The 14,954-nt window shown below is 42.7% G+C and carries 12 protein-coding genes and 1 tRNA gene; 12 read left to right on the top strand and 1 reads right to left on the bottom strand.

The window, feature by feature from the left end; translation table 11 throughout:
* Window positions 1-9 precede the first annotated feature (9 nt).
* The 8 genes from B5F78_RS10020 (at window position 10) to B5F78_RS09980 (ending at window position 8,405) form a co-directional block, all read left to right on the top strand.
* The gene (locus tag B5F78_RS10020) at window positions 10-3,426 is read left to right on the top strand and encodes a fimbrial protein (protein WP_087406618.1); all 3,417 of its coding nucleotides are present in this window, start codon (window positions 10-12) and stop codon (window positions 3,424-3,426) included.
* Between the two features lie 257 nt (window positions 3,427-3,683).
* Window positions 3,684-4,019, top strand: coding sequence for a type II toxin-antitoxin system RelE/ParE family toxin (locus B5F78_RS10015; RefSeq protein ID WP_087406617.1), 336 nt, complete (start codon window positions 3,684-3,686; stop codon window positions 4,017-4,019).
* Entirely contained in the window at window positions 4,003-4,305 is a 303-nt protein-coding gene (locus B5F78_RS10010; protein ID WP_087406616.1) for a helix-turn-helix domain-containing protein, read from the top strand. Before B5F78_RS10015 ends, B5F78_RS10010 begins: the two co-directional genes overlap by 17 nt.
* A gap of 333 nt (window positions 4,306-4,638) precedes the next feature.
* Window positions 4,639-4,965: a hypothetical protein gene (locus B5F78_RS10005; protein WP_087406615.1), complete on the top strand. Its 327-nt coding sequence runs from the start codon at window positions 4,639-4,641 to the stop codon at window positions 4,963-4,965.
* A gap of 388 nt (window positions 4,966-5,353) precedes the next feature.
* Entirely contained in the window at window positions 5,354-6,268 is a 915-nt protein-coding gene (locus tag B5F78_RS09995; RefSeq protein WP_162608520.1) for a hypothetical protein, read from the top strand.
* Window positions 6,269-6,465: 197 nt separating this feature from the next.
* Window positions 6,466-6,765: a hypothetical protein gene (locus B5F78_RS09990; RefSeq protein ID WP_087211116.1), complete on the top strand. Its 300-nt coding sequence runs from the start codon at window positions 6,466-6,468 to the stop codon at window positions 6,763-6,765.
* 1 nt (window position 6,766) lies between these two features.
* On the top strand, window positions 6,767-7,486 hold the full coding sequence (locus B5F78_RS09985; RefSeq protein ID WP_087406612.1) for a hypothetical protein: 720 nt from the start codon (window positions 6,767-6,769) through the stop codon (window positions 7,484-7,486).
* A 175-nt stretch (window positions 7,487-7,661) separates the two neighbouring features.
* Window positions 7,662-8,405: a hypothetical protein gene (locus B5F78_RS09980; RefSeq protein ID WP_087406611.1), complete on the top strand. Its 744-nt coding sequence runs from the start codon at window positions 7,662-7,664 to the stop codon at window positions 8,403-8,405.
* A gap of 532 nt (window positions 8,406-8,937) precedes the next feature.
* Here the strand turns inward: B5F78_RS09980 and B5F78_RS09970 are convergent.
* Entirely contained in the window at window positions 8,938-10,623 is a 1,686-nt protein-coding gene (locus B5F78_RS09970; RefSeq protein WP_013618246.1) for a SulP family inorganic anion transporter, read from the bottom strand.
* Window positions 10,624-10,840: 217 nt separating this feature from the next.
* On the opposite strand from B5F78_RS09970, the gene rbr reads away from it, so the two are divergent.
* The 4 genes from rbr to B5F78_RS09950 all read left to right on the top strand — a co-directional run bounded on the left by rbr (window position 10,841) and on the right by B5F78_RS09950 (window position 14,813).
* Window positions 10,841-11,419 (top strand): rubrerythrin, encoded by a 579-nt coding sequence (gene rbr / locus B5F78_RS09965; protein WP_013618245.1) that lies wholly within the window; start codon window positions 10,841-10,843, stop codon window positions 11,417-11,419.
* A gap of 162 nt (window positions 11,420-11,581) precedes the next feature.
* Complete coding sequence (gene eno / locus B5F78_RS09960; protein WP_022038855.1) at window positions 11,582-12,862, top strand: phosphopyruvate hydratase; 1,281 nt, start codon at window positions 11,582-11,584, stop codon at window positions 12,860-12,862.
* A 173-nt stretch (window positions 12,863-13,035) separates the two neighbouring features.
* Window positions 13,036-13,109: transfer RNA gene (locus tag B5F78_RS09955), tRNA-Asp, on the top strand.
* 189 nt (window positions 13,110-13,298) lie between these two features.
* Window positions 13,299-14,813 carry a THUMP domain-containing class I SAM-dependent RNA methyltransferase gene (locus B5F78_RS09950; RefSeq protein ID WP_022038717.1) on the top strand — a complete coding sequence of 505 codons (1,515 nt, stop codon included), beginning with the start codon at window positions 13,299-13,301 and terminating at the stop codon, window positions 14,811-14,813.
* Window positions 14,814-14,954: the final 141 nt, after the last annotated feature.

Genomic DNA, 14,954 nt, shown 5'->3' with positions numbered 1-14,954 from the left:
AGATGACAAATGAATAGACATAATAACTACATATTGTTTTCTATGAATAAAAGGCTATGGTTGCTTTTACCTTTAGTCCTTATTTTATCAGTTGGTGGTGCATGTACAGATAAATTGGAAATAACGGATGTAAATAAAGTACAGGAAGGCATACCAGTAAAAATTACTTTGTCATTAGGAGTAGGTGAATCGGTCGCGATTACCCGTTCTGCGGAGTCAGCAGAAACAGAAAATAAAGTGAACGATGTGTTTTTGTTTGCTTTCAATGCTGATGGCTCATTGGATAATAGTGCTTATTTTACCAGTTTTACGGTTCTTGATGAGTGTTTAACGGTGGAATTTCCTATGCATTCAGGGACAAATAAACAGCTGTATGCCATAGGTAATCCTGAGAGCGGTTCGGGAACACTGACTTCTGACATACTGAGCACGGTAGAGAATGTAGGGGACTTGCAGCGGTTGACGTCTCGTTTACGCCTTCCTTATAACGTGGAACGAAATGCTTTCCTGATGAGTGGTAGGTTGGAAGCTTCTGCATCGGGCATCACAGTAGATGAAAACGGTACTATTTCGGGCTATGTGCAAAGTAATGAACATGCCCATCCTTTTCCTTTGATAGAACTGGAGCGAGTGGACGCACGCATAACATTCCGAGTAACGGCTACTCCACCGGAAGATAAGAAGGGGGTTTATGAAAATTTTACTTTTACACCCGATTATTATCAAGTAGAGAATATTCCGCAAGGCACTTATGTTTTTCCCAATGAAAATGATTATCAGACACAAGAGGAAGGGGAGAAAACCTACGATTCGATGAGTGGGTATAATATTGTGATGCCTTTTGATCCGGAAAATGGAGGTTATCAGATTTTTGAGTTTTATATACCGGAAAACCGTTTGGCTTATAAGAAAAAAATTACAGATGAAGAGAAGGGGGATGCTTCATCGCTCTATGCTTTACGGGAGAAACGGAATAAAGAAACGTTAGAAGAGCAGAATCCTAATAAGCCCCAGCAGACAGAGCGTAACACCGACTTTGTCTATGCTAACGATAATTCGACTTACGTTGTTATTCATGGGATTTTATCGTATATAGATAGATCTTCGGGTGCAACACAATTTATTCAAGCCGACGCTATTTATACTATCCATTTAGGGAATACGGGACATGATGCTAATGATGAAGAAAGGGTGAATAATTACGATACCGAACGCAATACACATTATACTTATACCGTAACCGTCACAGGGGTAAACTCTATGATTGTTGAAGTAGATGAGGAAAAAGAGGTTCGTCCAGGAGTGGAGGGTGATGTAATTATAGCCGGTAGTGAAGTGGTAGCCTTGGATTCGCATTACGGACGCACGCATTTTACTCTTTCGCGTGCCAATATAAGAAGAGGATTGTCGTGGTCGGTAAGTACACCTTTTCAAGAAGGTATGAGGGTATTTGCCCCCAATAAATTTTTGAGGGATGGTAATGGTTTGGTTCAGACAAAAGAAAATGATTATAGCGAGGCACGATGGAAGGCATTACAAACAGACTTGAACCTGAACGACTATAAGTGGGTGCAGTTTATTGTCAATGAAGAAGCTATAGGGCATAATGATGCTCATACCCATTTTGTAAAATATCCAGGCTATCGGTGTTATGATGGCGGAAGCGGTGCTAATAACCCAGCACCGCCTTTTGGCGGACAAGGTGCTGTTCCTCCTATTTCAAATGAAAATTATGAAGCTAAAACAATAGTGGCTTATGATATCAACCAGTTGATAAACCACTTGTATGCGGAAGCCAATAACCCTCAATCGGATATATTCGTGAATCCAGAAAACAATGAAGTGGATAATGATGTGGAAAGTATAACCTCGGTTGTCCACATCACCGCTTTTGTAGATGAATATGTGTATATTTATAATCCGAAAGAAATATATTATAAAGCACCTGTTACGTTAGATGGGAATATGGATGCTGATGCCGAAGGTTTGAAATTATGGAAAGAGGTAGTTAACCGCGAGAATCGGATGTTGAATATCTGTACAGAGCAGAATGTTTATAGTCCAGACGGTAATACATCTTTGGCTCGCAGTGTGTTTACCATTGCACAAAGGCCAGTACATACGTTTTACAATATCAATGATGAAAGAGTAACGGAAGGATGGGGGACGGAAAGTATTATGGAGACAGGAAGGTTGCAAGCATCATTGTTGGATGGAACAACTTTAGATTATACTTGGGTCTATAATAATTCAAAACCGATAGATGACTTTTTTAATCAACCTGGTAATCGGTTACAAGGTACCCGAACGAATAACACGAGCAATGGAAGGCGTAATACGTTGAACATACTTCCGGGTAATGATGACTCTTCGAGTGGTGATTCGTGGGACAATACGGAATTGAAATGGTCGGATGTTATGAATTTGGACTATAACGGTTATGGGGTCTTGAAGGAGAGTTATAACAATGTATGGTATGCTTGCGTAGCCCGAAACCGTGATTTGGATGGCGATGATTATGTAGACGAAAATGAAATCCGTTGGTATTTGGCTTCCATAGACCAGTTGACCGACATTTGGATAGGTGAATGGTCACTGAATGAAGAGGCTTGGCTTTATCAGGTAGATGAAGGCGAAGTGGAAGGTCGTGTGTCTCATCATGTAGCCAGCAGCAGCTATTGGAGTAAAACAGGTGAACCATGGGTGCTTTGGGCGGAAGAAGGTGCTTCACGTGGCAGGTGGGGGGAATCTGCTACAGCTAGTAATTATGGAAATGGTTTTGGAGCAAGTAACCGCAATCAGAAATTTTATGATTATCGTTGTGTGCGTAATTTGGGACTTTCGTTGGCTGATATAGATAAAGAGCCTCAAACCTATCGGGATGCAGGTTTGACATCGGAAGGCAGTTTTAGGGAATTTACTAATAGGCTGGGCGAGACGTATAGTGAAAAGTGGGTAGATTTGTCGGCACTGGATATAGCTTCGGTACGTACAGCAGAGGTGGTTAGTCCTGCAGTGCAACCCAAACACAATGAACGTTCGCGAACCAACCGTCCTTACCGTAGAATGGCTATGCTGGTAGATGAGGAGTCAAAAGATGGGCTGATATATCCTTTAAATAGACAGATTAATTGGAATGATGGGCAAAATGAAACCAATGGAAGTATTTGTCCGGATGGTTATCGTATGCCTAACCAACGGGAATTGATGTTGCTTTATATGACTTATCCGAAATATTTGCCGTTTGAAGCAGATAGTAGGGAACATTTTTATTCGAAGACAACATATGGCTATAATACATCGCGTCCGGGATTTTCTTATTATTCTCCGGTTACAGGAAACTCCGGTAATCTGATGTTATTGCAATCAGACGAAAGAAATTCTTCTCAAGGAAAAGTCCGATGCGTACGTGATGTAGCAGAATAAATAAAATTATGTAGCGTCGTAATGTTTACATCCCTCCGCACGGAACAACCAATGAAACTCCGTGCGGAGGAATTTTGCTTTTATTTTCTGGCAGCTTCATTCGGGCTGCTTCATTGCGTCCGGTATGGCGTAAGATTATTATAAAGTTACCCTGATTTGCTGGATTGGAGGATAGATATTAGGGGAATTGTTGGGTGGATTAAAGAAAAGTCCGAAGGAAAGTTGCTATAAATGTAAACTTCGCTTATATTTGCACCATGAAAACAGAAAGAAAGATATTGTTTTATAAAGACTACTTCATCTCGTTCTACCGCTCATTGGACAGCGGAGCGCAAAAGAAACTTGATTACGTATTGGGTATGCTTAAAATTCAAGAACGTGTAAGTGAGAAATTCGTGAAATTCATACGCGAAGGGCTTTATGAAATCAGGGCATCATACAACGGATGCATTTATCGGGCATTCTTCATCTTTGATGACGGGAACATAATCATGCTATTCAACGGTTTCCAAAAGAAAACACAGAAAACACCTGATAGCGAAATAAACAAAGCATTGGAACTTAAAAAAGAATATTATGAAGGAAAGGAATGACATTGGCAGCTTTGATGCTATATTGGATGAAAAATACGGGAAGATGGGCACTCCGGAAAGGGACGAGTTCCATCGTGAGGCATACGCTTATTGTGTCGGTCAAATGATCAGCGAAGCACGGAAACACGAAAAGATGACACAATCGGAGTTGGCGGAGAGAGTGGGGACCAACAAGACCTATATATCAAGAATCGAGAAAGGCGTTATCGAACCAGGGGTCGGGTTGTTTTTCCGTATCATTGATGCGCTCGGATTAAAAATAGAAATAGTCAAACCTGTCCTGTAAACAAATAAAGTAAGTATATGTACAAATTTAATTGCTATTTCACCACAGAGGACACAGAGGAACAGAAAGCTAAATATAGAAGAGAAGACAAAGTTTACAGAGCCAGTGCTTTTCTCCGTGGGCTTTGCCTTCTCTAAAAATTAAAACTTTGTGCCTCTGTGTCTCTGTGTTCAATTTCATTTCCCGGCAGCTTCATTCGGGCAGCTTCATTGCGTCCGGCATGGCAAAGGAAACGTAAGATCTTGCTCGGATTGTCAAAAATAATGTTTTAGAAATCGTTGTTCTTCTGTTTTTTTAGTAAATTTGCTGGTGGACTAAAATGATAGCAGTGATATGGAAAAAACGTATTGGTTATCCTACGATTTAGGTATAGGAGGAAATTATGAGAAATTATACGGTTGGCTTGACGACCACAAGGCAAAACCGTGTGGAGACAGTGTGGCTTACTTTCAATATCCTTATAGTCAAGGTGAGAATCCCGATGAGGTGTTGAAGAAAGATTTGCTGGGAGCGTTGGATTTGAAAGCAGGCAACAAATTGTATATCATCAGGAAAAATGATGATACAAATAAAATCATGGGAACATTTATTTACGGCAAGCGGAACGCTGCGCCTTGGGAAGGTTACGGAAGCCATACCGAAGAAGAAGTTGACCAATGAAAAGCGTTATCGTTGATACGTGCATTTGGTATGCATTAGTAGATTCACTTATCTGAACAATCGTGGAAAAGTAAAATTGATAACTGATGATAAATATCGTGAGGATGCTTTAAACGCTGTTCAATCGGGACTGAAAAGGGGCAAGCATTATAGTTTGGTCGATATGGTCATCAGATTGATGATGCAAGACAAAAGTTTGGGCAGAGTCTCTGTTATGACGTTTAACGTAAAGGATTTTATCGGATCAGAAACGGGTGTTGAGATTGTTGACCCTCGTGAATTGTAACAAAATACCTTCAGGATATTTCACTTCGTCCGTCATGGCTTGACTGTAAGGAAGAAATCTGCCGCTTATGATATGGATGTACTTTAAATGATGAAGCAAACAATGAAGACCTTTATTGCCAACCCTTTTTACGATTGCATATTCAGCCACATGATGGAAGACGAATGTGTGGCGAAGCTGTTTATTTCCGCTTTGTTGCAAAAGGAAGTGCTTTCGGTGAAAATACGGCAACATAAGCGGGGAGGGAAGCATAAAGCCTGCATCCCTTTGCTGTTCCGCATCGACTTGCTTGTTACGGTAAATGGGATGGATAGTCAAATTGTAGTAAAGTTGCGGAAAACATGGCGGGCTACGAAAACCACCCATTTGCGTCAATACCTGGCCGCACAATACTTAAATGAGGATGTTTTGGAAAGGGAAGAAAATCGCTTCGGCTTACCCGTAGTGGATGTTTACATTCTATGCCATAAGTTAGGGGAATTGACCAATCCGGTGGTTTATGTACAGCGTCATATTTTAGACTATAGCACCAACCTGATATCGGATGGTGTATCGGATAAATTTATCGAAAACTTACCTTACGATAGCATTATCGTGCAAAGTCCTTATCTGAGAGAACATGCGTACAGTCGGTTAGAGCGCATATTGAGCGTGTTCAATCAGGAATATTGCATGAAAGGCAATGAACATGTGCTCGAACTCGAAGAAGACCTTTTCCCCCCGGACGAACAGCTATTATTGAATCGTTTGCTTCGAGTTGCGGCAGACCCGGACTTTTGCCATGCCATGGATATGGAAGATGAACTTCTTTCGGAGATAGAAGAACGGGATACGAAGATTATGTTGCTGGATAAAAAGATTGAAGAAAGAGAACAGATGCTAAAAATCAATCAAACGTTCGATTCTGCCATTTGTTTGCTTTATACAAATAACATGTCGATAGCGGACATAGTGGCGCAACTATCTATCCGTGAGGACGAAGTGACGGATGCCCTGAAGCGTAAAGGCTTGAAATGAAGTTTCCGTGCGGAGAGATTCCGCTTTTATTTCCTGCCAGCCTCATTTTTGTTGCTTCATTGCGTCCGGCATAACAAATCTTGTAAAGAGTTGATTTCATTGAAAATCTGCAATTGATTTATTGGTAATTTGATGTTTTATTTGTAAGTTTGCAAAAGGATGATTAAGGATAAAGCTTATATATAAAAGCATAGGATATGGCAAATAGTTACGAGCAAATAATCAAAGACATAAATGAACATCTGCAAAAAAGCGGACGAAGTTATTATTCTGATTTCTACATTGGCATATCAAATGATGCCCGGAACAGATTGTTTAAAGAACATCATGTGAAAGAAAATTCATGGTGGATTTATCGTACAGCTGATTCTTCGGACGTAGCCCGTGAAGTGGAAAAGTATTACTTAGAATTGGGAATGCGAGGCAATGCAGGTGGCGGAGACGCTTCGGCTACTATGGTTTATTGTTATGCTGTCACTCCAACAACTACAGAATAAAATGGATAAATACGTTCAAACTCGGAATAGGTTTGTTGTCTTTCTTGATATTATGGGATTTAAGGATAGGGTAGCAAGAAATTCAGCGGAAACTTTGTATGATGAATTGACAGAGTTTAATAAAGACATTACGAACATTATTAATGAAGTCCAGCAAATAAAAATGGGTGAATTGCCGAAGGATAATAGTTCGGGAAATGGAGTGATAAAAAGTGAAACCGAAAACAATGGAATCATGTTAGCACAATTTTCTGATAGCATCGTTTTATTCAGCCAAAATGATTCAAAAGAAGATTTGTTGGTGATTTGTGACGTTGCGGCTAAAATAATAAAAACGGCTATTCATCGCAATCGCCCTATTCCGTTGAAAGGGGCTTTAGCAGAAGGCATAATTACGTGTGATATGTCAAAGCAATTGTTCTTCGGACAAGCGTTGATTGATGCGTATCTGCTGGAAGAAAATGTACAATATTATGGTATTGTGGTACATCATACAGCCGAACAATCGATTTTGGATTCAAAATCTGACTTATTCCACAATGTAAAAGTGCCTCTTAAAAGTGGGAATATCGAACATTATGAAGTGGTTTGGTATAAGGATTATGTGGATGAAGCAAGAAAAGGTTTGGAAAGAATTCGTTTAAGTGTTTCTGATTCTCCACGAAAATACATAGACAACACGAAAATGATTATAAATACTTTTATAGCCAATCAAAAATGAATTACAGAACATCCGTGTGATTTTTTATATTGAACACAGAGGTACAGAGAAATAAACATAAGAGAGCAAGGTCATAGAGCCAAAACATTTCTCTGTAAGCTTGTCTTCTCAGAAATAAAACTCCGTGCCTCTGTGTCTCTGCGTTCCATTCCATTTTCCACAAACAGATTATGATATGGATACTGCTACATATATATTAATAGGAGTGCTTTGTCTGGCTGTCCTCTATTTTGTCTGGCTGGTATATCTGATATGCAAGATTCGGTCGGGACGTGCCGCTTCACGGGCAGAATCACGGCTGGCAAGGTATCTTGCCGTTTCGGCGGGTACAGATACGGAGGGAAAAAGCAAAGAAGCTGTTACGGTTTCGGTAGAAACCACTCATTTTTATGCCCCTGACGGAACAGAAATCGATGCTTCACAATACGATCCATTCGTTGTATCGGGAAACTCTATGAGCCTTTGTGGGATATATGATAAGGATTTATTGCTCGTTGCAAAAGGATTCGAGAGCAGCCAATTGACAGATTTGCCTAAAATTGCAGTTATCAAACGGCGTAATGCCAAGCCCGATGAAATCCAATACAAAGTGCGCCGTGCATGGAAAACGTGTCTGATAACGGATGATTTGCAAGCTGTCATAAGGGAAGTGCTGGCTTCTGCCGCTTTCAAGAAATTGCAAGCAGCGGAAGAATGTCCCGATAAAGACGTGTTGATAACCGATTTCTTTGAAACCCGTCTGAAAAGCTACAAGACATATTATCCGGATTGCGATAGGGAACAATCGGATTTTCACCGGATTGTCATTTCTACAACGCTGCATACAGACATAAACGAAGTGCGTTTCTCCATCCATCCGCTGAAAGATGTTAAGGGGATTGTGGCATATTCGTTTACAGTGCCGCTTCCTTCCGCATAAGACAAACCACCGCAATGGGAAGCATAATGAATATAAGTAGATGTTGAGAATTAGTTTATATAATGTGTCAGCTCAGAAACGCTGATTATTTTAATTTACGATTTGACAATTTATTATCTACTATTTGAGCATTATAGTAGAACAAAATTGGTTTGCGAAAAAATCTTGATGTATTGTCATCTAAGGGAACGTACGTGAAGGATGACAATAGCTTTGGGAAATCCCCGTCATAATCGAATGGGTTTTCCGCAGGAAATGGGCACTCAGCATGACAAATGATTTTTCGCATTTTATTTCTATTGACTATATAATATAGTCTGGAGAATCGGGACATACGAAACGTACGGACATAAAAAAAGGAGTACCGCTGTACTCCAACCTTTGTTAACCTTAAATCTAATACTATGAAAAACACATTGCAAAGGTACGGACTTCTGGGAAATATGCAAGCATTAGGGTTATAAAAACGTGTTTTATAACATGCTTTAAGAAACGTGCCTTCTTATTCAAAAGTCTTTAACAGATTAAGGCATCAGCTTACGCCAAGCTCTTTCCGTGCCACATCGAGTGCTTCGTTGATGTTGCTACAGATGTTTTCCTTGCCCAGCAAAGTATAGAAGCCCGACCGTTCCAATACGTCGTGCACTTGCGGATTGACACCCGAAAGGATGATGTGGATGTTTTCCTTTTGTGACATCTCGCACAGGGTAGTCAGGTTGTGTATGCCCGTAGAGTCGATGAAAGGCACTTTGCGCATGCGGATGATGCGTATCTGCGGGCGGTCGCCCAGCCGTGCCATGATTTCTTCAAATTTGGTGGCGATGCCGAAGAAGTAAGGTCCGTTTATTTCGTATACTTCCACGCCTTCGGGGATAACCAGGTGTTCTTCGTGCGTTTCCACGTCCGATTCCTTGTTGGGGTCGATTTCATCGGTAATGACCGATATCTGCGTGGTCTCCATCACTCGTTTCATGAACGATACGCAGGCGATGACCAGCCCCACTTCGATAGCCACGGTCAGGTCGAATATCACGGTGAGGAAGAAGGTGATAAGCAATACGGTGACATCGGATTTCGGGTTTTTCAGCAGCCCTTTGAATACTCTCCAGCCACTCATGTTATAGGATACTACTACCAGCACGCCGGCAAGGCACGCCATCGGGATGAACTTGGCGAGCGGCATCAGGAATATCAGGATGAGCAGAAGCACGATGGCATGAACGATACCGGCTATCGGCGAGCGGCCTCCGTTGTTGATATTGGTCATGGTGCGGGCAATGGCTCCCGTTGCAGGAATGCCGCCGAAGATGGGTGAGATAATGTTGGCAATGCCCTGTGCCACCAGTTCGGTGTTTGAGTCATGATGGTCTCCGATGACTCCGTCGGCTACGGTGGCGGAGAGTAAAGACTCTATTGCCCCCAGCACGGCGATGGTTATCGCTACGGGAAAAAGGTTCTTCACCGCTTCCCAGTCGAGCGAAGGTACGGTAGCTTCGGGTAATTGTGACTGGATGCTGAAGCGGTCGCCGATGGTGTCGATGCTGGTCACACCTCCGTACATCTTCATCAGGTATACCGCTACGGTCACAAGGATAATCGCTACCAGCGAGCCGGGAATCTTTTTCGAGAACTTGGGCGTGAGCGCGATAATCAGGATGCTGGCTATGCTGACCGCTACGTTCCACCAGTTGACGGTATCGAAATGACGTGCATAGAGTATCCATTTGCCGATAAAGTCGCCCGGCACCTTCTCACCTCCGAATTGCAGGCCGAATACATCAGCTATCTGTGTGGTGAAGATGGTCAGGGCGATACCGCTTGTGAAACCGATGATGATGGGGTAGGGAATGAACTTGATGATGGTGCCAAGCCGGAACACTCCTAATATAATAAGGAGTATGCCCGCCATTAAGGTCGCTATCATCAGGCCTTCCAGTCCGTATTGCTGGATAATGCCGTAGATGATAACGATAAAGGCTCCCGTAGGTCCGCCTATCTGTACTTTGCTCCCGCCCAAAAGCGAGATGATGAATCCCGCTACGATAGCGGTGATGATGCCTTTTTCGGGACTTACTCCCGAAGCGATGCCAAAAGCAATGGCAAGCGGAAGGGCTACGATGCCTACGATGATGCCTGCCATCAGGTCGGTAGAGAAGTCCGACCGGGTGTAGTTCCGAAGCGTATCTACCAGCTTCGGCTTAAACTGAAATGTCTTCATATACCTATTGAAATAATTAAAATAATAAAAAAGAAGTGCAAAAGTATATATTTATCCGAACATAAACGACTACATTCCCGTTAATCTTTCAAGAAAAGGCAAGAAAGTCTTAATAGAACATAAAAGATGGATTGTAATAATTACAAATTTGAATAAAAATACTATCTTTGTAATGTTGAAAAGAAAACAATGTCTAACCACTAAATAACTAACGATTATGGGAAAAAGTATTAAAGGAACAAGAACAGAGAAGAATCTGGGTATTTCATTTGCTGGCGAATCACAGGCAAGAATGCGTTACACTTATTTTGCAAGTGCGGCAAAGAAAGAAGGATATGAACAAATTGCCGCTATCTTTACCGAAACTGCAGATCAGGAGAAAGAACATGCCAAACGGATGTTTAAATGGCTGGAAGGCGGAATGGTGGAAATCACAGCCAGCTATCCTTCGGGTGTCATCGGAACTACGCTGGAAAACCTGAAGGCTGCTGCAGCAGGCGAGAACGAGGAATGGTCGCTGGACTATCCGAAGTTTGCTGATATTGCCGATGAAGAAGGATTTCCTGCTATCGCCAAGATGTACCGTGAAATAGCTGTTGCCGAAAAGGGGCACGAAGAAAGATATCTTGCACTGGCAAAGAATGTAGAAGAAGGTAAGGTGTTCAAGAAAGATACCGAAGTGGTATGGCAATGCCGTAATTGCGGATACCTGTATGTAGGTACGGAAGCTCCCGAAACTTGTCCGGCTTGCTTGCATCCACAAGCTTACTTTGAAGTGCAGAAAACGAACTATTAAGCCTTGCTTGACAGCTCGGTAATTCATCACAGGGGACACAGGGATACAGGAGTATTTCTGTGTCCCTTGCGGTTTAAAATACCTACTTTCAGGTATTGACAAAACAGATGAAAGTTTGCAATTTTGCGGACATAGAAAATAACTTTTAAAATCAATAAATGTATGAAAATCAAATCAATCATAGGTCGTGAAGTGCTCGACTCGCGTGGCAATCCTACCGTAGAAGTGGATGTAATGCTGGAATCTGGTATAATGGGACGTGCTTCGGTTCCGTCCGGGGCTTCTACAGGCGAGCACGAAGCGTTGGAACTTCGCGATAAAGATCCGAAACGCTATGGCGGTAAGGGTGTATTGAAGGCTGTAGAGAATATCAATACGGTCATAGCTCCGGCTTTGACGGGCTGGTCTGTACTGGAACAGCGTGCCATCGACCGGAAAATGTTGGAACTGGACGGCACCAAGACAAAATCGAATTTGGGTGCCAATGCCATTTTAGGCGTTTCGCTTGCCGTGGCAAAAGCTGCCGCAAATTACCTGCACATTCCTCTCTATCGCTATATCGGAGGGGTAAATACGTATGTAATGCCGGTTCCGATGATGAACATCATCAATGGCGGTTCGCATAGCGATGCCCCGATTGCATTCCAAGAGTTTATGATTCGTCCGGTAGGTGCTTCTTCGTTCCGTGAAGGCTTGCGTATGGGTGCAGAAGTATTCCACGCCTTAAAGAAGGTTTTGCACGACCGTGGACTGAGTACGGCGGTAGGTGATGAAGGAGGTTTTGCGCCGACATTGAATGGTACGGAAGACGCACTTGACTCCATCCTTGCCGCTATCCGGGCAGCAGGCTACGAACCAGGCAAGGACGTGAAAATCGGTATGGACTGTGCGTCATCTGAGTTTTATAAGGATGGAGTATACGATTACACCATTTTCGAAGGGGAAAAAGGAAAGAAACGTACATCGGATGAACAAATCGCTTATCTGGAAGAGCTGATTGACAAATATCCGATTGATTCTATCGAAGACGGTATGAGTGAAAACGACTGGGAAGGCTGGCAGAAACTGACGGCACGTATCGGCGGACGTTGCCAGCTGGTAGGCGATGACCTGTTCGTAACCAATGTAGAATTCCTTTCGAAAGGAATCGCTATGGGATGTGCTAATTCCATATTGATAAAGGTAAACCAGATAGGCTCACTTAGCGAAACGCTGGATGCTATCGAGATGGCACACCGCCATGGTTATACTACGGTTACATCCCATCGTTCGGGTGAAACCGAAGATGCCACCATAGCCGATATAGCTGTAGCAACGAATAGCGGACAAATCAAGACCGGTTCGCTGAGCCGTTCGGACCGTATGGCGAAATACAACCAGTTGCTCCGTATCGAAGAAGAATTGGGCGACTTGGCAGTATACGGATATAAGCGTATTAAATGAAAAAAATCACTTGAAGCTTGTTATAAAGGGGAGATTTCAGCTGAAATTCTCCCCTTTTTCCCCTAAAATGAAGAAAAAATGAAAAAAAACAGGGAAATGTATTGCAGGTTTAAAAAATAGTTGTACCTTTGCAACCGCAATCGAGAGAGATAGCAACGAAAGAAAAACAAAATGGTGCGTTAGTTCAGTTGGTTAGAATACATGCCTGTCACGCATGGGGTCACGGGTTCGAGTCCCGTACGCACCGCAAAAATAAAAAATATTCGCTTATGAATCCCTAAGTTATTACAACTTAGGGATTTTATTTTATAGTACTCCCCCTTCTAGCCGCACAAATAACAGCAAGGTGCGCAAGAAACACACGCAAACGTTTGATTGACTGAACGAAAATTCCTAATTTTGCACAATTATTTGAAATTACGTAATTTACTATAAGATGAACCAAGAATTCGAGCTGATCGCCAAAACCTTCCAGGGATTGGAAGAAATATTGGCACAAGAACTCACCGAACTGGGAGCAGGAAACATCCAGATCGGACGGCGTATGGTATCGTTTACCGGAGACAAAACAATGATGTACCGCGCCAATTTCAACTTGCGCACTGCTATCCGCGTGCTGAAACCCATCAAACATTTTCAGGCGACAAATGCCGACGAGGTGTACAATGCCGTAAAAGCCATAGCTTGGGAGAATTATATGGATAATACGACCAGCTTTTCGGTAGATGCAGTGGTATTTTCGGAGGTTTTCCGTCACTCCAAATTTGTAGCCTATAAAGTAAAAGATGCCATTGTTGATTATTTCCGCGAAAAAACCGGAAGCCGTCCATCGGTACGGATCAATAACCCTGACTTGGCACTGAATATTCACATTGCCGAAGATCAATGCACACTTTCACTTGATAGTTCGGGCGAATCGCTTCATCGCCGCGGTTATCGGCAAGAACAAGTAGAGGCACCCTTGAACGAGGTGCTTGCGGCCGGAATGATTCTAATGACAGGCTGGCGGGGAGAATGCGACCTGATAGACCCGATGTGCGGTTCGGGCACCATCCCCATTGAAGCGGCACTGATAGCCAGAAATATAGCTCCAGGCGTGTTTCGTAAAGAATTTGCTTTTGAGAAATGGAAAGACTTTGATAAGGAACTGCTGGACTCCATCTACAACGATGATTCACAGGAACGTGAATTTACCCACAAAATTTACGGTTACGACAACAATCCGAAAGCCAATGAAATAGCAACTCATAATGTAAAGGCAGCCGGATTGACCAAAGACATCGTATTGAAGGTACAGGCGTTCCAACAATTTGAGCAACCCAAAGAAAAGAGTCTTATCATTATGAATCCGCCTTATGGCGAACGTATCTCTTCAGATGACTTGTTAGGATTGTATCAGATGATAGGCGAACGGTTGAAACACGCATTTACAGGTAATGATGCGTGGATATTGAGTTATCGGGACGAATGTTTCGACCAGATCGGACTGAAAGCATCAGTAAAAATTCCGCTCTTCAACGGTGCTTTGGAATGTCAGTTCCGCAAATACCAACTATTTGACGGTAAATATCGTGAATTCCGTAGTGAGAATCCTGACAAAGAATTCAAGCCAAAGGGTGAAGAAAAGATAGTACGTGCGCGTCATCACGGTGAAAAAGTGGAATACGGACGGCGCGAAGGTAAAGAACGTTTCCGTGACAGCGCCCGTCGGGAATGGGATAAACCGGGATTTCGTCCGCGTGAAGACCGTCGCAGGGAAGAAGATGACCGTCGTTCGTTCCGTCCTCGCAGGGCTGAAGACGGCAAAGAGTTTACACGGGAACGCAAACAAGCTTTCAATCGCGAAGAACCGAAACGTTTCTCACGCAATGAAGAAAGTGATAAACTGGCCAGAATCCCGGCAAACCTGCGCTATATGCATCGCCGCCGGAAACCGGAAGAAGAAAATTAAGTTTGTAAGTTTTTAAGTTTGTAAGTTCTTTGGTTTAAGAAGCTGTTTTGAATTTATCGTGCGATGATTTGGGATGAGTTTTTGAGGCATTTTTGCTTCTGTGATGAGGAAGATAGCGGGCTATCTGACGAAGAACAGGAG

This window comes from Bacteroides sp. An279 (assembly GCF_002159615.1).
GTDB classification, from domain to species: Bacteria; Bacteroidota; Bacteroidia; order Bacteroidales; family Bacteroidaceae; genus Phocaeicola; species Phocaeicola intestinalis.
Note: the sequence above shows the minus strand (reverse complement) of the source record. Positions and strands in the feature narration are given on the sequence as shown.